19 protein-coding genes are annotated in these 17567 nt (G+C 68.9%); 15 read left to right on the forward strand and 4 right to left on the reverse strand.

The genetic code is table 11. From position 1 onward, the window contains the following. Window positions 1-4: 4 nt before the first annotated feature. The 8 genes from SBI80_RS02165 (at window position 5) to groL (ending at window position 6415) form a co-directional block, all read left to right on the forward strand. A complete protein-coding gene (locus SBI80_RS02165) occupies window positions 5-1084 on the forward strand; it encodes an alpha/beta fold hydrolase (RefSeq protein WP_318973644.1) in 1080 nt (359 codons plus the stop codon). Next, window positions 1077-1568, forward strand: coding sequence for a tRNA (adenosine(37)-N6)-threonylcarbamoyltransferase complex ATPase subunit type 1 TsaE (tsaE, locus tag SBI80_RS02170; RefSeq protein WP_318972785.1), 492 nt, complete (start codon window positions 1077-1079; stop codon window positions 1566-1568). The genes SBI80_RS02165 and tsaE overlap by 8 nt, the downstream gene beginning before the upstream one ends. After that, window positions 1565-2191 carry a tRNA (adenosine(37)-N6)-threonylcarbamoyltransferase complex dimerization subunit type 1 TsaB gene (tsaB, locus tag SBI80_RS02175; protein ID WP_318972786.1) on the forward strand — a complete coding sequence of 209 codons (627 nt, stop codon included), beginning with the start codon at window positions 1565-1567 and terminating at the stop codon, window positions 2189-2191. Before tsaE ends, tsaB begins: the two co-directional genes overlap by 4 nt. Then, complete coding sequence (rimI, locus tag SBI80_RS02180) at window positions 2188-2652, forward strand: ribosomal protein S18-alanine N-acetyltransferase (RefSeq protein WP_318972787.1); 465 nt, start codon at window positions 2188-2190, stop codon at window positions 2650-2652. The genes tsaB and rimI overlap by 4 nt, the downstream gene beginning before the upstream one ends. Then, on the forward strand, window positions 2649-3671 hold the full coding sequence (gene tsaD / locus SBI80_RS02185; protein ID WP_318972788.1) for a tRNA (adenosine(37)-N6)-threonylcarbamoyltransferase complex transferase subunit TsaD: 1023 nt from the start codon (window positions 2649-2651) through the stop codon (window positions 3669-3671). Before rimI ends, tsaD begins: the two co-directional genes overlap by 4 nt. Next, a complete protein-coding gene (locus tag SBI80_RS02190) occupies window positions 3668-4132 on the forward strand; it encodes a nuclear transport factor 2 family protein (protein WP_318972789.1) in 465 nt (154 codons plus the stop codon). Before tsaD ends, SBI80_RS02190 begins: the two co-directional genes overlap by 4 nt. Window positions 4133-4389: 257 nt before the next feature. Continuing rightward, window positions 4390-4692 carry a co-chaperone GroES gene (gene groES, locus SBI80_RS02195; protein ID WP_029116754.1) on the forward strand — a complete coding sequence of 101 codons (303 nt, stop codon included), beginning with the start codon at window positions 4390-4392 and terminating at the stop codon, window positions 4690-4692. 94 nt (window positions 4693-4786) lie between these two features. Next, window positions 4787-6415 carry a chaperonin GroEL gene (groL, locus tag SBI80_RS02200; RefSeq protein WP_318972790.1) on the forward strand — a complete coding sequence of 543 codons (1629 nt, stop codon included), beginning with the start codon at window positions 4787-4789 and terminating at the stop codon, window positions 6413-6415. Window positions 6416-6474: 59 nt separating this feature from the next. Here groL and SBI80_RS02205 read toward each other — a convergent pair whose 3' ends face one another. Then, a complete protein-coding gene (locus SBI80_RS02205; RefSeq protein ID WP_318972791.1) occupies window positions 6475-6648 on the reverse strand; it encodes a hypothetical protein in 174 nt (57 codons plus the stop codon). A gap of 171 nt (window positions 6649-6819) precedes the next feature. Continuing rightward, entirely contained in the window at window positions 6820-6996 is a 177-nt protein-coding gene (locus tag SBI80_RS02210; RefSeq protein ID WP_318972792.1) for a hypothetical protein, read from the reverse strand. Between the two features lie 292 nt (window positions 6997-7288). Here SBI80_RS02210 and SBI80_RS02215 point away from each other — a divergent pair, with 292 nt between their 5' ends. Continuing rightward, a complete protein-coding gene (locus SBI80_RS02215) occupies window positions 7289-8740 on the forward strand; it encodes a threonine/serine exporter family protein (protein WP_318972793.1) in 1452 nt (483 codons plus the stop codon). A gap of 128 nt (window positions 8741-8868) precedes the next feature. Here SBI80_RS02215 and SBI80_RS02220 read toward each other — a convergent pair whose 3' ends face one another. Beyond that, a complete protein-coding gene (locus SBI80_RS02220; RefSeq protein ID WP_163734011.1) occupies window positions 8869-9159 on the reverse strand; it encodes a WhiB family transcriptional regulator in 291 nt (96 codons plus the stop codon). 439 nt (window positions 9160-9598) lie between these two features. On the opposite strand from SBI80_RS02220, the gene SBI80_RS02225 reads away from it, so the two are divergent. The 3 genes from SBI80_RS02225 (at window position 9599) to SBI80_RS02235 (ending at window position 12204) form a co-directional block, all read left to right on the forward strand. After that, the gene (locus SBI80_RS02225; protein WP_318972794.1) at window positions 9599-10378 is read left to right on the forward strand and encodes a hypothetical protein; all 780 of its coding nucleotides are present in this window, start codon (window positions 9599-9601) and stop codon (window positions 10376-10378) included. Between the two features lie 88 nt (window positions 10379-10466). Further along, window positions 10467-11045: a sigma-70 family RNA polymerase sigma factor gene (locus SBI80_RS02230; RefSeq protein ID WP_318972795.1), complete on the forward strand. Its 579-nt coding sequence runs from the start codon at window positions 10467-10469 to the stop codon at window positions 11043-11045. After that, the gene (locus SBI80_RS02235; protein ID WP_318973645.1) at window positions 11038-12204 is read left to right on the forward strand and encodes an anti-sigma-D factor RsdA; all 1167 of its coding nucleotides are present in this window, start codon (window positions 11038-11040) and stop codon (window positions 12202-12204) included. Before SBI80_RS02230 ends, SBI80_RS02235 begins: the two co-directional genes overlap by 8 nt. Window positions 12205-12340: 136 nt before the next feature. Here the strand turns inward: SBI80_RS02235 and SBI80_RS02240 are convergent, their stop codons facing one another. Further along, window positions 12341-12745: a DUF5319 domain-containing protein gene (locus SBI80_RS02240; RefSeq protein ID WP_293236199.1), complete on the reverse strand. Its 405-nt coding sequence runs from the start codon at window positions 12743-12745 to the stop codon at window positions 12341-12343. Between the two features lie 177 nt (window positions 12746-12922). Here SBI80_RS02240 and guaB point away from each other — a divergent pair, with 177 nt between their 5' ends. The 3 genes from guaB to SBI80_RS02255 all read left to right on the forward strand — a co-directional run bounded on the left by guaB (window position 12923) and on the right by SBI80_RS02255 (window position 17564). Beyond that, window positions 12923-14464, forward strand: coding sequence for an IMP dehydrogenase (guaB, locus tag SBI80_RS02245; RefSeq protein WP_318972796.1), 1542 nt, complete (start codon window positions 12923-12925; stop codon window positions 14462-14464). Window positions 14465-14584: 120 nt separating this feature from the next. Then, window positions 14585-15733, forward strand: a complete 1149-nt coding sequence (locus SBI80_RS02250; RefSeq protein WP_318972797.1) for a GuaB3 family IMP dehydrogenase-related protein — start codon at window positions 14585-14587, stop codon at window positions 15731-15733. Between the two features lie 97 nt (window positions 15734-15830). Continuing rightward, window positions 15831-17564: a GMC oxidoreductase gene (locus tag SBI80_RS02255; protein WP_318972798.1), complete on the forward strand. Its 1734-nt coding sequence runs from the start codon at window positions 15831-15833 to the stop codon at window positions 17562-17564. Window positions 17565-17567: the final 3 nt, after the last annotated feature.

Consider the following 17567-nt stretch of genomic DNA (forward strand, 5'->3'; position numbering starts at 1 on the left):
GCGCATGGGGCGGTGGCTGGCCGGCGCTGCGGGGCTCTCGGCGGTCGGGGGCCTCGCCGGCACCACGGTGGCGCGGTCCCTGACCCGACGCATCACCGACGAGGACCCGTACGTCGGTGAGGACTTCGAACTCCTCGACGCCGATCGCGGGTGCGTCGTGATGACCTCCGACGGCATTCCGCTGGCCGTGCGGGAGGTGGGCCCCAAGGATGCGCCGTTGACGGTCGTGTTCTCGCACGGCTTCTGTCTTCGCATGGGCGCCTTCCACTTTCAACGGGTCAAGCTCACCGAGCAGTGGGGCACTCAGGTCCGGATGGTGTTCTACGACCAGCGGGGCCACGGCCAGTCCGGGGACGCGCCGCCCGACTCGTTCACGGTCCCGCAGCTGGGTCGCGACCTCGAGACGGTGCTCTCGGTGATGGCGCCGCGGGGACCGGTCGTGCTCGTCGGGCACTCCATGGGCGGCATGACAGTGTTGGCCCACGCCCGCCAGTTCCCCGAGCGCTACCCCACCCGCGTCGTCGGTGCCGCACTGATTTCGTCTGCCGCCGAGGGGGTTTCGCGATCACCCCTGGGGGAGGTGCTGAAGAACCCGGTGCTGGAGGCCGCCCGCTTCGCCGTCCGGTACGCGCCCAAGACCGTGCACCGGACCCGGGGTGCGGCCAGCTCGGTGCTCGGGCCCGTGCTGCGGGCCGCGTCCTACGGCGACGAGAAGGTCAGCCGCTCCGTGGTGTCGTTCTCGGAGAAGATGATGCACGACACGCCCATCTCGACACTCGTCGGCTTCCTGCATGCGCTGGAGGTGCACGACGAGACCGAGGGTCTGACCACGCTGGCCAAGATCCCGACGCTGATCGTCTGCGGTGATCACGATCTGCTGACTCCGATGGAGTACTCCGAGGAGATGGCCGCCGCTCTGCCCAAGTCGGAGCTCGTCATCGTCGGCGGCGCAGGGCATCTCGTCCAACTCGAACAGCCCGACATCGTCGACGCCGCGCTGGTGCGCCTGGTCGAACGGGCGACGCCGTCCAAGCTCGTCGCGATGACGCGGCGGCTGCGCGAGAGGGCCCGCAACCATGGCTGAGGTACTTGAGGGCACCGCCGAACTGCCGACCGCCGAGGACACCATGGCCCTCGGTGCGCGGCTCGGTGCCGACCTGCGGGCCGGCGACGTCGTCGTGCTCGCGGGACCGTTGGGGGCCGGAAAGACGGTGCTGGCCAAGGGAATCGCCCGTGCGATGGACGTCGCCGGGTCCGTCACCTCGCCGACCTTCGTGCTGGCCCGCGTGCACCCGGCCCGGCGGCAAGGTGCGCCCGCCATGGTGCACGTCGACGTCTACCGCCTGCTGGACCACGCCGGCGCCGACCTGCTCGCCGAACTCGACTCGCTGGACCTCGACACCGATCTCGACGACGCCGTCGTGGTGGTCGAGTGGGGCGAGGGGCTCGTCGAGCGACTGTCCGAGCGCCACCTCGACATCCGGTTGGAACGCGACAGCCTCACCGACGTCCGCATCGCGACGTGGCAGTGGAGTCTCGCACCGAATGACGACGAGGCCGAACGGTGAAGGTCCTCGCCATCGACACCGCCACCCCCGCCGTCACCGCGGGGGTGCTCGAGCACACCGACGCCGGCGTCGAGGTCCTCGGTGAACGGGTCACCGTGGATCCCCGGGCCCATGCCGAACAACTCACGCCGAACGTGTTGGGCGCGTTGGCCGATGCTGGACTCGCGATGGCCGATCTGGACGCCGTCGTCGTCGGCTGCGGCCCCGGCCCGTTCACCGGCTTGCGGGTCGGCATGGCCACCGCGGCTGCCTACGGGCATGCCCTGAACCTGCCCGTGCACGGCGTGTGCAGCCTCGACGGGATCGGCGTCGACACCAGCGGCGCGGCCCTGGTGGTGACCGACGCACGTCGCCGCGAGGTCTACTGGGCGCGCTATCGCGACGGCGTGCGCGTCGACGGCCCCGCCGTCGGGGCACCCGCGGACGTCCCCGTCGAGGACTCGGCCGTCGCCGGATCACCGGTCCACGCCGCGCTGTTCGACCTGCCGCGGCTGGCGCTGGAGTTCCCGACGGCGTCCGGGCTGGTGCGTGCCGTCGACTGGAGCCTCCCGCCGGAACCGTTGATCCCGCTGTATCTGCGTCGTCCAGACGCCAAGCCCGCCGCCGGCCGGGGACCAACGTGACCGTCGACTACGGACCGCTGACGGTCGGTGACGCCGACCGGTGTGCCGAGTTGGAGAGCGAACTGTTCCCCGGCGACGACCCGTGGCCGGCAGTGGCGTTCGTCCGCGAGCTGGAGTCCGCACACAACCACTACGTCGCCGCCCGGGTGGACGGTGAGCTGATCGGCTACGCCGGCGTGAGCCGGCTGGGCCGTAAGCCGCCGTACGAGTACGAGGTTCACACCATCGGCGTCGACAAGCGCTGCCAGGGTCGAGGCATCGGCCGCGGCCTGCTTGACCGGTTGCTCGAGATCGCCGACGGTGGCGCGGTGTTCCTCGAGGTGCGCACCGACAACGCGCCGGCGATCGGGTTGTACGAGAGCGTCGGCTTCACGGTGATCGGACTGCGCAAGCGGTACTACCGGGTCAGCGGCGCGGACGCCTACACCATGCGGCGACCGGAGACGGGGGAGCGGCCGTGATCATCCTGGCCATCGAGAGTTCCTGCGACGAAACGGGTGTCGGTATCTGCCGGCTGGACGACGACGGCACCGTCACGTTGCTGGCCGACGAGGTCGCCTCCAGCGTCGACGAACACGCCCGGTTCGGCGGCGTGGTGCCCGAGATCGCGTCCCGCGCGCATCTGGAGGCGCTCGGGCCCACCATGCGCCGTGCCCTGGACGCGGCGGGCGTCGCCAAACCCGACGTCGTGGCGGCCACCATCGGGCCCGGGCTCGCCGGCGCCCTGCTGGTGGGAGTCGCTGCGGCCAAGGCGTATTCGGCCGCCTGGGAGGTGCCGTTCTACGCCGTCAACCACCTCGGCGGGCATCTGGCCGCCGACGTCTACGACCACGGCTTGCTGCCCGAGAGCGTGGGGTTGCTGGTGTCGGGAGGGCACACCAACCTGCTGCACGTGCGATCGCTTGGCGAGCCGATCGAGGAGCTCGGCAGCACCGTGGACGACGCGGCGGGGGAGGCCTACGACAAGATCGCCCGGCTGCTCGGTCTGGGCTATCCGGGTGGCCGGGTGCTCGACGAGCTGGCCCGCACCGGTGACCGCGAGGCGATCGCATTTCCCCGCGGCATGACGGGCTCGCGCGACGCCCCGTACGCGTTCAGCTTCTCGGGGCTCAAGACGGCGGTGGCCCGGTACGTGGAGTCCCATCCGGACGCCGCCACCGCGGACGTCGCGGCGGGCTTCCAGGAGGCGGTCGCCGACGTGCTGACCCGCAAGGCGGTTCGCGCCGCCACCGACCTCGGCGTCTCGACGCTGCTGATCGCTGGTGGGGTGGCCGCGAACTCCCGGCTGCGCGAGCTGGCCGAAGAGCGTTGCGCGGCAGCCGGTTTGACGCTTCGCGTGCCGCGGCCGCGGCTCTGCACGGACAATGGCGCGATGATCGCCTCCTTCGCCGCACACCTCATCGCGGCGGGTGCGCCGCCGTCGCCGTTGGCGGTGGCCACCGATCCCGGCCTGCCGGTCGTGCGGGGCCAGGTCGCGTGAACCTCCACGACGTCGCCGACAAGCTGGCCGTCACCGAGCTGCTCTACCGCTACGCCGAGCTGATCGACGACGGCGACTTCGACGGCGTCGGTGCACTGCTCGCACGCGCCGCGTTCGGTGGTCCCGGTTCCGGATCGCTGAGCGGAGCGGAGGCGATCGCCAGCATCTTCGCGAGCACCACGCGCCGGTTCCCCGACCACGGCAACACCCCGCGGACCCGTCACCTGGTGCTCAACCCCCTCGTCGAGCTTGGCCGGCAGGGCACGGCGACGTCGCGGTCGACCTTCTGCGTCGTGCAGAACACCGAGTCGGTGGCCCTGCAGCCGATCGTCGCCGGCCGGTACTACGACACCTTCGGCCGGGACGACGACGGCTGGTACTTCACCGAGCGCCGGGTGGAGGTCGAGATGGTGGGCGACGTCTCCGATCACCTGACGGTGGATCCGCTGACCTACGGCTGAGGTTGCGGCGCGCCAGCTACCCGGCGGGCAGCGTCGTGCAGGGGGTCATGATCAACTCCGTTCGACATCGGCACCGGCCCACCCTTGAGCGCTAGCACTCGCGTGTATAGAGTGCTAGGTGGCAGGCGGCCAACCCCCGCTCCGGCACCCGCGACGACGGCGCGACGGCACGGACGCATGCCGAAACACCTGGTAATGAACTCGCAGGTCCGGGGATCAACTCCGGGCCGCACCCGAACTAAGTGGAGGGCTCCATCGTGGCGAGCGTGAACATCAAGCCACTCGAGGACAAGATCCTCGTTCAGGCCAATGAGGCCGAGACAACGACCGCTTCCGGCCTGGTCATCCCCGACACCGCCAAGGAGAAGCCGCAGGAAGGCACCGTCGTCGCAGTTGGCCCCGGCCGCTGGGACGAAGATGGCGAGAAGCGCATCCCCCTGGACGTCGCCGAGGGCGACACCGTGATCTACAGCAAGTACGGCGGCACCGAGATCAAGTACAACAACGAGGAGTACCTGATCCTGTCAGCGCGCGACGTGCTGGCAGTCGTCTCCAAGTAGGCATCAGTGTTCCGCCCCGGAAATCCCCCCATCGACGGGTGATTTCCGGGGCGGCATGCGTTGGGCCTCAACTACGTGGACAGAAAGAACATTCATGAGCAAGCAGATTGAGTTCAACGAGACTGCGCGCCGGGCCATGGAAGCCGGCGTCGACAAGCTCGCCGACGCGGTCCGCGTGACGCTGGGACCCCGCGGCAGGCACGTCGTGCTCGCCAAGGCGTTCGGCGGCCCGGTCGTGACCAACGATGGTGTCACCATCGCCCGCGAGATCGACCTCGAGGATCCGTTCGAGAACCTGGGCGCGCAGCTGGTGAAGTCCGTGGCGACCAAGACCAACGACGTCGCCGGCGACGGCACCACCACCGCCACCGTGCTGGCTCAAGCGCTTATCAAGGCCGGCCTGCGCAACGTGGCGGCGGGCGCCAACCCCATCGCGCTCGGTCTCGGCATCGCCAAGGCCGCCGACGCGGTGTCCGAAGCACTGCTGGCCGCGGCGACGCCGATCAGCGACAAGAACGGCATCGCGCAGGTCGCCACCGTGTCCTCGCGTGACGAGGTCATCGGCGAGCTGGTCGGCGAGGCCATGACCAAGGTCGGTCACGACGGCGTGGTCACGGTCGAGGAGTCCTCGACCCTGAACACCGAGCTCGAGGTCACCGAGGGCGTCGGCTTCGACAAGGGATTCACCTCGGCGTACTTCATCACCGACTTCGATTCGCAGGAAGCCGTCCTCGAAGACGCCCTGGTGCTGCTGAATCGCGAGAAGATCAGCTCGTTGCCAGACCTGCTGCCGCTGCTGGAGAAGGTCGCCGAGTCGGGCAAGCCGCTGCTGATCATCGCCGAGGACGTCGAGGGTGAGGCCCTGTCGACCTTGGTGGTCAACGCGATCCGCAAGACGCTCAAGGCCGTGGCCGTCAAGGCGCCGTTCTTCGGTGACCGCCGCAAGGCGTTCCTCGACGACCTGGCCGTCGTGACGGGTGGGCAGGTCGTCAACCCCGACGTCGGGCTGCTGCTCCGTGAGGTCGGCCTCGACGTGCTGGGCACCGCCCGCCGCGTCGTCGTCACCAAGGACAACACGGTCATCGTCGACGGTGGCGGCACGCAGGACGCCATCGAAGCCCGTAAGTCTCAGCTGCGGGCCGAGATCGAGTCCTCCGATTCGGACTGGGATCGCGAGAAGCTCGAGGAGCGCCTGGCCAAGCTGTCGGGCGGCGTCGCCGTCATCAAGGTCGGCGCGGCCACCGAGACCGATCTGAAGAAGCGCAAGGAAGCCGTCGAGGACGCGGTCCACGCGGCCAAGGCCGCCGTCGAGGAGGGCATCGTCACCGGTGGTGGCAGCGCCCTCGTTCAGGCCGGCTCGGTCCTGCCGGCGCTGCGCGAGTCACTCAAGGGTGACGAGGCGCTCGGGGTCGACGTGTTCGCCTCGGCGCTCTCGTCGCCGCTGTACTGGATCGCCACCAACGCCGGGCTGGACGGCTCGGTCGTGGTGAACAAGGTGTCGGAGCTGCCCGCGGGGCAGGGCTTCAACGCCGCGACGCTGACCTACGGTGACCTGCTGGCCGACGGTGTCGTCGACCCGGTGAAGGTGACCCGGTCGGCGGTGGTGAACGCGGCATCGGTGGCTCGGATGATCCTCACGACCGAGACCGCGATCGTCGACAAGCCGGTCCAGGAGGACGACCATGGCCACGGTGGCCATGGTCACCATGGTCACTCGCACTAGTCGTTCCAAACGAAGCACCCCCGGCCAGTTGGGCCGGGGGTGCCTTCGTCTGCGGGGACTCAGAACGGCTGGTCCACGAATCCGTTCGTGGTGTTCGCCTCGTCATGGTTGTCGACGCTGTAGTGCGGCAGGACCGGGTTGGTGCCGATGGCGGCTTGAGCTGGTCCGGCAAATCCGAGCACCGCTGCGGTCAGACCACTGGCGACCAGGGTGGCGAATCCTATCTTCTTCATGTCCATCATCTTCTTCTGCATCAATAGTCGCTTCGAGCTGTTCGAACCGAACCGGTTGGTACAACGACCAGCTCAGAAGACTGATTCCCCGCAGCGCGCCCGCCGTCCAGAGCGCGAGACACCCCCGGTCGCAGGACCGGGGGTGTCTCGCGGCGGTGCTGCTGAACCGAGTCAGGCCGCCATCGGTAGCTGGAACAGCGGCGCGGTGAGCGCGTAGTACACCACGCCGCACGGCGGGCACGAGACGTCGTAGCGAAGGCCACCGCCCTCGGCGACGTCGAGTTGATAGGCGAGGTCGGCGTCGCACTGCGGACACCGCGTCGCACCTTCTTCGAGTGCTGGAATCATCACCGAACCCTTCGTCGACCGTCCATCCGTTGAATCTCGGATAACCCCGAAGCTAGCTAGTCAAACTAATAGTTTGCTTAGAAGTTCGCGCCGGTCGCCAGGTGTTGCCCAATCGTGATCAGAGCGCAGCTGGTCGGGGGCGCCGGGGCGCATCCAGGTGTGCTGAGCCTCACGGACGAGACCGTTGTCATCACGAATGTGCCATGAGTAAACTGAGTTTTGCTCCTGACGTCGGCTCTCGTCGACCGCATTCATTCGCCGGGAGCATCGACTTTCACACCGGGAGGACACCGTGGCGGAATTGACCCGCGATCGCGCGGGCCAGCCGTGGCGGCGTCACCGCGAGATCTTGAATCGCATCGTCCGGGAGACCGATCCGCCGACCGGCGCTCTGCCGCGGCTGACGCCCGCGACGAGCTCCGAGCTCGACGCGGCCTACCAGGAACGCGTCGGCGAGGTGCTGGATCTGGCCGGCACCATCGGTGCGATCATGATGGCCTCGGGCATGCCCGCGACGGCCACGATGGACCAGGTCACCGCGATCACCGCGGCGTACGGCATCGGTCGTTGCGAGGTCGACGTCATCAACACGACCATCCACGTGGCCGCCTACCGCGGGCCCACGATGCCGGCTGCCAGCACCCTGCACATCGTGCAGTCGCGGTCGATGGACTTCAGCAGGTTGGCGGCCGTCGACCGGCTGGTCGGACGCATCCGCGCCAAGCAGATCTCGCCCTCGGATGCCCGTGAGGAGCTCGATGCCATCGTCACCGCGCCGCATCCGTACCGGCGTTGGGTCGCCACGCTCGCCTGGGGTGCGCTTGCCTTCGCGACGGCAGGCACCCTCGGCGCCAGCCTGCTGGCCTGCCTCGTCGGGGCGCTGAGTGCGATGACGATCGACCGCGTCAACCGGCGGCTGAACCGGCACGGGCTACCATTCTTCTTCCAATATGCGGTGGGCGGCGCGATCGCGACGGCGCCGCCGCTGGTCCTCTACTGGCTCAGCCCGAAGCTGGGGTTCCAGTTCGAACCAACGGTGGCGATCGCCGCGGGTCTGGTCGTGCTGCTGGCCGGTCTCTCGCTGGTGGGGTCCGTCGGCGACGTCATCACGGGTGCTCCCGTCACCGCTGCGGCCCGGTTCTTCGAGCTGGTCATGATGACGGCCGCGACGATCGCCGGCGTGGCGCTGGTGCTGCACCTCGCCAGCCGGTTCGGCGCACCGTTCGTGGCGCTGAGCGCCAATCCGCCGCCGGCGCTGACCGAGATGCCCGCCCGCGTCGCGTTCGGTGCGGCCAGCGCTGCGGCCTATGCCCTGGCGTGCTACGCCGAGCGCTCTGCTGCGGTGGCAGCGGCCTTTGGTGGCGCCGCGGGCACCATCGCCTTCCTGCTGACGCAGGGCCTCGGTCTTGGTGCGGTGGTGGCGTCGTTCGCGGCGGCAGTACCGATCGGCTTGGTCGGCCGCTTGATGGAGGGTCGCAACCTGGCGCCGCCGCTGGTGGTCTCGATCGCCGGCATCGTGCCGCTGCTGCCGGGGTTGACGCTGCTACACGGCATCTACGCGATCCTGAACGACCAGCACGCCGTCGGATTCGCCTCGGTGCTGGGTGCCATGGCCATCGGTAGCGCGCTGGCCGCCGGCGTCACGCTGGGTGAGTGGAGCTCGATCAAGGTGCGGCGGCGGCGACAGGCAGAGCGCCGGCGCAGCCGCGGCCACCGGACTGCGCAGACGGTGCCCGCCGAATAGGTCCGCGCGGAATGGATCCAAGAAAGAACCGGCGGTGTTGCCGTTGGCACGAGAAGAGGCCCATCCCGCGGCGAAGGTGGGCCTCTTCCGCGCGGTCGGCTGGTCGAGGGGTCGACGGGCCCCTCGGGTCATGCCGTGCGGCGAATACCACGCTTGAGCAGTAGTTCGCGCTCGGATTCGCTGAGGCCGCCCCAGATGCCGTAGGGCTCGCCGACGGCGAGGGCGTGCGACCTGCACTGAGCGACCACCGGGCAGCGCCGGCACATCTCCTTGGCACGCATTTCGCGCTGGGCGCGGGCACGGCCGCGCTCGCCGTCGGGATGGAAGAACATCGAGGAATCGACGCCCCGGCAAAGTCCAGACATCTGCCAATCCCAGATGTCTGCGTTGGGCCCGGGCAACTGCTGCGGTTGTGGCATTGGGAAAACCCCTCTCTACGCCCATCTTTCGCGAACGATCGAAAGCGTGAGTCGTGAAACCGATCCGAGCTCGTGTCGCCGATGACTACTCGTGCACACAAACTAGAAGGGCTCGTGAACATGGGTCAATAGCCCGAGCGTGTGCTCAACCACATAAGGGCAGGCCGAGAATTTACATCACGTTCATCGTCGGGACTCGCGCGCAATGAGAAAGGTGATCACGAAGAGTCAACCAATTGATCTCGATCCGTGTTTGCGCTGTTCGCGCCTGAACGAGTCGCCCTTGCGCGAATCGCGGATCGGATCCCTGTTGACATGGTCGTAATGAAGCGACAATGAACTGTTAACCGAAGTTGCGTCACCCACAGTTCGGAACCCGTGGACACCATTCAGGTTCCTCCGATTCGGCACTTCCCGCATCTTGGTAGCGTCCCGGCGGATGAATGCGTTCGACGAGGTCGCGTTCGGAGGTGACCCCGGGCGGTGGCCCCTGCCGACGGCGACGACACCTGCCGAGCACTGGCTGCGGGCCGTTGCCGCGGGCGGTCAGGGCCGCTACGGCAGCGCCCTTGCCGACCTGGTCGCGCTGGTCCGTCGCAACCCCGAAGGCCCGCTGGCATCGCTCGCCCTGAGCACCCGCGCATCGTTTCTGCGCCAGCTGGGCGGCCACGAGGAGGCCAGGGCGTGGGACGGCCGCGCGTCGGCGTGCGCCGGTCTCGACGCCGGGGCGGCGGCCGACGCGCTGATCGGCCTCGGCGCCGATGCCCTCGGGGTGAGCCGGTTCGCGTTGTCGGATCGGCTGCTGCAGCGGGCCGCCGATCTCGTCTGCGCGACGACCGCGCCCCGGCTGCCCATCCGACTGGCCTGGGTGCGCGCGGAGTTGGCGATGTTCACCGGCGACGGCCCGGCCGCCGTCGCGTACGCCGAGCGCGCGGTGGAGCTGGCCGACGGCTGGACGTCGGTGCGGCACGTAGTGAAATCCCAGGTCGTGACGGCCGCAGCGCTGTGCAGCGCCGGCCGGATCGAGGGGGCCCGGCGCGTCGCCGATGCTGCGCTGACGGTCGCCGAGCAGACCGGTTTGATACCGCTGAGCTGGGCGTTGACCTGTCTGCTCGCCGACATCGGCAGCGCTGCCCATTCGCCGGAGCAGATCGGGGCCGCTCGCGACCGGTTCGCCGATACCGTTCGCCAGCGGGGCGGGTCCTGGACGGCGCGGTGATTCTGGAAGTCACTTCCGAATCACTAGTCTTTAGCTGACACGTCCGCGGGGATATGCCCCATCAGTAACGCTGGAGATATCGCCCACGATGACAATTTCGGGAGACAGTCTCGATGGTGTCGTGGCCAAGGCGGTCAGTGGCGATCGAGATGCACTCCGGACAGTGCTGGAGACCATCCGGCCGATCGTCTACCGGTACTGCCGGGCGAGGATCGGATCAGCGGAGCGAAGTGGTCTCTCAGCAGACGACGTTGCTCAGGAGGTGTGCTTGGCCGCCATCACGGCGCTGCCGCGCTACAAGGATCAGGGACGACCGTTCCTGGCCTTCGTCTACGGCATCGCTGCGCACAAGGTTGCTGACGCACATCGCGCTCAGGGGCGTAACCGCGCCGACGCAACCGACACGCTGCCCGACCGGCCCTCCACCGAGGCGGGTCCCGAGCAGATGGCGATCGACTCCGAATCCGCCGAGCGGATGAACCGGCTGCTGGCCACCCTGCCGGAGAAGCAGCGCGAGATCCTGGTGCTGCGCGTGGTCGTCGGCATGAGCGCCGAGGAGACCGCCGAGGCGGTCGGCAGCACCGCCGGCGCCGTACGCGTCGCCCAGCACCGTGCCCTGGCGCGGCTCAAGGGTGAGCTGAGCGGATTGGGGCGTGGCGATGCCTGACGGCCGCTGGGCCGCCGGCGGCGGCGACCCCTCACTCAACGAAATTGCCCGCGCCGACCGTTTCATCGAAGCGCTCGCTGCCAAGCAGCCGGTGTACTCCACCGACCGCGAGGAAGCCGAACTGGCGTTCCTGCTGTCGGGGTGGCGCGACGACGTGCGCGACGCGCCGGTCACCGTGCCCGTCAGCCCCAGCGATGCCGTCCAGGCGCTGCAGGCCGGGCTGTCGAAGAACCGCGGGCCCCGCCGGTTGTTCACGATCGTCGGATCGGTGGCCGCCGCGATGCTCTGCATCGGCGGTTTCGGGACCGCCGTGTACGGCGCTGGTCCCGGTGACTCCCTCTACGGCATGCGGACCGCGATCTTCGGCCAGCAGGAGGCCACCCGCGACGATCGGGTGTCCCTGGCATCGGCGCAGCTCGCGCAGGTGCAGCAGCTGATCGACAACGGTCAGTGGCAGGAGGCCCAGGACAAGCTGGTGGCCGTCAGCACGACGGTTCAGGACGTCGGGCAGGTCGAGCAGAAGCAACAGCTCGTGGAGCAGTGGAATGCGCTGACCTACAAGGTCGTCGAGCAGAATCCCGCGGCGACGCTGCCGCCGGGGGAGCCGCTGCCGGCCCTTCCATCGTCCCCGCTGACCTGGCTGCCGGTCCCGGTGGTCGACGGAACGACCACGTCCACGACGTCGGCCACGTCGGGGACCTCGGACCCGTCGTCGTCGGTGACGACCTCGCCGTCGGACTCGACTGCGCCGTCGGACACGTCGTCCACGGCGCCTTCGGACGGGGCGACGCCTACGTCCTCGGCCCCTTCGTCGTCGGCCCCGTCGTCGAGCCCTTCGTCGAGCAGCGCCGCGACGACCTCGGCTCCGAGTAGCACGACCACGACGACGGCACCAACGACCACCACGACCACCAACACGACCACCACGACGCCGGCCACCACGACGACAACCACCTCGACGACGGTGCCGACGCGCGAGCCAGCGGCCGCCCCGCCGTCGACGTCCGCCGTCGCGCCGGCGCCCAAGGCCACGACACCGGCCGCCGCACCGTCTAGCGCGGCCGAGGTGCCCAGTGCTCCCGCGGCGACGACCCCGGTCGAGCGGTCGGCCGTCGCACCGACCACCACGACGACGCTGGTGCCGGTTCCTGGGAGCTGAACGCACGGGCAGACCACGATGACCCGGCTCTGCGGTGAGCACGCGCCGTGGCGCGCTGGTCTGACGGTGGCCAACGCGAAGTCAGCGTCGGCGGCTCACCGGGTCGATCGGGGTGTGACGAGGTCGCGGTACGCCGTCAGCGATATCCGTCGGACTCCGTAGTGGCTTCGTTGAGCGAGGCATCGGCGTATCCGCGGCAGTAGTCCCACGTCACGTAGGCGTCGGGCTCGGGATCGTAGGCCGGTTCGTGCGGCCGGACGGTGCCATCGACGAGCAGCTGCAGCAGGTTCGCCCGCAACATGTCCCAGTCGTGATAGTGGTCCTGCTGGCATTCGTCGCAGCAGACCACCAGACCGCGAATTCCCTTGTGCGCCAACAGTGCTTCGTAGACCGCGAGATCGGCCAGGTCGGCCTCGACGGCGATGCGCTCCTGGGGGTCCAGGGGCTGGCCGGGTTCGAGTGCGTCGAGCGCCGCCGTAGGATCGCTCGGATCGTCGGCGAACGGATCGGGCGGCAAACCCGGTGGCAGGTGATCACGCACGGTTCCACACTACGCAGGACGGCGGGTGTCGCGCCAGCGGTCCGCGCCGTCGACGACGGCCTTTGTTGGCACGTGGGCGTGTTCCATCCACGTTGCCAATGGCGCGTGCGGGCCAAGTGGTGGGCCGGGCCCCGATAGGATGGACCCTTAGTTCTGCGCCATCTGGAGGCCTCACCCATGTCGATCGCTGAAAGCAGCCTTCCCATCGCCGTTCCGGTGCCCACCGGAGGGGACGATCCGACCAAGATCGCGATGCTCGGGCTCACCTTCGACGACGTCCTGTTGCTGCCCGCGGCCTCGGACGTGGTGCCCGCCAACGCCAACACGTCCAGCCAGCTGACCAAGCGCATCCGGTTGCGGGTGCCGCTCGTCAGCTCGGCGATGGACACGGTCACGGAGTCCCGGATGGCCATCGCGATGGCGCGGGCAGGCGGGATGGGCGTGCTGCATCGCAACCTGCCGGTCGCCGAGCAGGCCAGCCAGGTCGAGACGGTCAAGCGCTCCGAGGCCGGCATGGTCACCGACCCCGTCACGTGCTCTCCCGACAACACCCTCGCCGAGGTGGACGCCATGTGCGCCCGCTTCCGCATCTCGGGCCTGCCAGTGGTGGACGCCAACGGATCGCTCGTCGGCATCATCACCAACCGCGACATGCGCTTCGAGGTCGACACCAGCAAGCCGGTCTCCGAGGTGATGACCAAGGCGCCGCTGATCACCGCCCAGGCGGGGGTGACGGCCGACGCTGCGCTCGGCCTGCTGCGCCGCCACAAGATCGAGAAGCTCCCCATCGTCGACGGCAACGGCAAGCTGACCGGTCTGATCACCGTCAAGGACTTCGTCAAGACCGAGCAGTTCCCGCTGGCCACCAAGGACAGTGATGGCCGGCTCCTGGTCGGGGCCGCGGTCGGTGTCGGTGGCGACGCGCGGGAGCGGGCCATGACGCTCGTCGACGCGGGTGTCGACGTCGTCATCGTGGACACCGCGCATGCGCACAACCGTGGCGTCCTGGACATGGTGCACTGGCTCAAGACCGTCGCGGGGAACCGCGTCGAGGTGGTGGGCGGCAACGTCGCCACCAGGGCCGCGGCCGCCGCACTGGTCGAGGCCGGTGCAGACGCCGTCAAGGTCGGCGTCGGCCCCGGATCCATCTGCACCACGCGCGTCGTCGCCGGAGTGGGAGCGCCCCAGATCACGGCGATCCTCGAAGCGGTCGCCGCCTGCGCACCGCACGGCGTCCCGGTGATCGCCGACGGCGGCCTGCAGTACTCGGGCGACATCGCCAAGGCGCTCGCCGCGGGCGCATCGACGGCCATGCTCGGATCCCTGCTCGCCGGCACTGCCGAGGCACCGGGTGACCTCATCTTCGTCAACGGCAAGCAGTTCAAGAGCTATCGCGGCATGGGTTCGCTCGGCGCGATGCAGGGGCGTGGCGAGAAGAAGAGCTACTCCAAGGACCGCTACTTCCAGGACGACGTGCTCAGCGAGGACAAGCTGGTCCCCGAGGGCATCGAGGGCCGGGTGCCGTTCCGCGGGCCGCTGTCGACCGTCATCCATCAGCTGACGGGTGGGTTGCGGGCCGCGATGGGCTACACCGGTTCGGCGACCATCGAGCACCTGCAGCAGGCGCAGTTCGTCCAGATCACCGCGGCGGGTCTGAAGGAGAGTCATCCGCACGACATCACGATGACGACCGAAGCCCCCAACTACTACGCCCGCTAGGAAGGCCCTTCCCCATGAGTTCCCACCGGATGGCCCTCGCGCGCCGAAATCCGCTTCTCGAATGCGGTTTCACGCTACTTTCCCGCAGTACGTCGACCTCGCGGACGGGGGAGGGGCGCCATGCGTGACATGGTCGAAATCGGCATGGGCAGAACCGCCCGTCGCACCTACGAACTGCACGACATCAACATCGTGCCGTCGCGGCGGACGCGGTCCAGCCAGGACGTGTCCACGGCGTGGCAGCTCGACGCCTACCGCTTCGAGATCCCGGTCATGTCGCATCCGACCGACGCGCTGGTGTCGGTCGAGTTCGCCATCGAGCTGGGCCAGCTGGGCGGGCTTGGCGTGCTCAACGGCGAGGGCCTGATCGGCAGGCACGCCGACGTGGAGGCGAAGGTCGCCCAGGTGATCGAAGCCGCCGCCAAGGAACCCGATCCGTCGGCCGCGATCCGGCTGCTGCAGCAGTTCCACGCCGCCCCGCTGGATCCCGAGCTGCTGGGCGCCGCCGTCTCGCGCATCCGCGACGCCGGGGTCACCACCGCAGTGCGGGTCAGCCCGCAAAATGCGCAGGCGCTCACCCCGGCGCTGGTCGCCGCCGGGATCGACCTGCTGGTCATCCAGGGCACCATCATCTCCGCCGAGCGCGTCGCTCAGGACCGCGACGGTTCCGGGGAGCCGCTGAACCTGAAGACCTTCATCTCCGAGCTCGACGTCCCCGTCGTCGCCGGCGGCGTGCTCGACCACCGCACCGCTCTGCATCTGATGCGTACCGGGGCGGCCGGCGTGATCGTCGGGTACGGCTCCACTGCCGGCGTGACGACCAGCGACGAGGTCCTCGGCATCAGCGTGCCGATGGCTACCGCGATCGCCGACGCCGCAGCGGCCCGTCGCGAGTACCTCGACGAGACGGGCGGCCGGTACGTCCACGTGCTGGCCGATGGCGACATCCACACCTCGGGCGAACTGGCCAAGGCGATCGCGTGCGGTGCCGACGCCGTGGTCCTGGGAACGCCGCTGGCCAGCGCGGAGGAGGCACTCGGCGGCGGCTGGTTCTGGCCGTCGGCCGCGGCGCATCCCTCGCTGCCGCGCGGTGCCCTGCTGCAGGTGGCGCTCGGTGAGCGGCCGTCGCTGGACCAGGTGCTCAACGGACCGTCCGACGATCCGTTCGGTTCGCTGAACATCGTCGGTGGCCTGCGGCGCTCGATGGCCAAGGCGGGCTACTGCGACCTCAAGGAATTCCAGAAGGTCGGGCTAACTGTCGGTTCGTGACATCTTCGCCGAAGACGTGCTGGTAGAAGAGTTGACGCTTTACAAGTTAGGGTCGCCTGTCTAGCTCGTTACCGGTCGGTAAGTTCATAATGGCGAGATGGATCCTGACTACGACGTCCTGATCATCGGTTCCGGTTTCGGCGGCAGCGTCAGTGCCCTGCGCCTCACCGAGAAGGGCTACCGCGTCGGCGTGCTCGAGGCGGGCCGGCGTTTCGAGGACGAGGACATGGCCAAGACGTCATGGGACCTGCGCAAGTTCCTCTGGATGCCCAAGCTGGGGATGTACGGCATCCAGCGCATCCACCTACTGCGCAACTGCATGATCCTGGCCGGCGCCGGGGTCGGCGGCGGTTCGCTGAACTACGCCAACACGCTTTACGTGCCGCCGGAGCCGTTCTTCGCCGACAAGCAGTGGGCGCACATCACCGACTGGCGCGCCGAGCTGATGCCGCACTACGACCAGGCCACCCGCATGCTCGGTGTGGTCACCAACCCCACGTTCACCGATGCCGACCGCATCCTCAAGGAGGTCGCCGACGACATGGGCGTCGGTGACACCTTCGTGCCGACGCCGGTCGGGGTGTTCTTCGGCGAGGACGGCAAGAAGGAACCCGGCAAGACGGTCCCCGACCCGTACTTCGGCGGCGCGGGACCGGCCAGGACGGGGTGCATCGAATGCGGGTCCTGCATGACCGGTTGCCGCTACGGCGCCAAGAACACCCTGCTGAAGAACTACCTGGGGCTTGCCGAATCCGCTGGCGCCGACGTGATTCCCATGACGACGGTGACCAGCGTGGAACCCCAGCCCGACGGCAGCTGGACGGTGCACACCGCCCGGACGGGACGCTGGTTGCGCAAGAAGAAGAAGACCTACACGGCGTCCAACGTCATCGTCGCCGCCGGCACCTGGGGCAGTCAGCAGCTGCTGTTCAAGATGCGTGACACCGGCAGGTTGCCGAAGCTCTCGGATCGGCTGGGCGTGCTGACGCGGACCAACTCGGAGTCCATCGTCGGCGCGGGCCGGCTGCGGGTACGCGACGACCTCGACCTGACCCACGGCGTGGCGATCACGTCGTCCATCCACCCGACCGAGGACACGCACATCGAGCCGTGCCGCTACGGCAAGGGTTCCAATGCGATGGGGCTGCTGCAGACCCTGATGACCGATGGGCTGCTGCCGGACGGCACCGGCGTGCCGCGCTGGAAGCAGCTGATCCAGACGGCACGGTCCGACCCGAAGGGCACGCTGCGGCTGCTGAACCCGCGAAAGTGGAGCGAGCGCACCATGATCGCGCTGGTGATGCAGCACCTCGACAACTCGATCACCACCTACACCAAGCGCAGCAAGCTCGGCTTCCGTCGCGTGGTCAGCAAGCAGGGCCACGGCGAGCCGAACCCGACGTGGATCCCGGCGGGCAACGAGGTCACCCGGCGGATCGCCAAGAAGATCGACGGAGTTGCAGGTGGCACCTGGGGTGAGCTGTTCAACATCCCGCTGACCGCACACTTCCTCGGCGGCGCGGTGATCGGCGACACCCGGGAGCACGGCGTGATCGACCCGTACCACCGGGTGTTCGACTATCCGACGATGTACGTGGTGGACGGTTCGGCCATCTCGGCGAACATGGGTGTCAACCCGTCGCTGAGCATCACCGCGCAGGCCGAGCGGGCGGCGTCGCTGTGGCCCAACAAGGGCGAGGTAGACCAGCGTCCCGCGCAGGGTCAGCCCTATCAGCGGCTGGCGCCGATCCCGCCGGTGCACCCGGTGGTGCCCGCCTCCGCGCCCGCGGCCCTGCGGCTGCCCATCGAACCGGTGCGCTCGACGGGATAGCGC

The sequence above is a fragment of the Mycolicibacterium sichuanense genome (assembly GCF_033741125.1).
In the GTDB taxonomy this organism is placed as follows: domain Bacteria; phylum Actinomycetota; class Actinomycetes; order Mycobacteriales; family Mycobacteriaceae; genus Mycobacterium.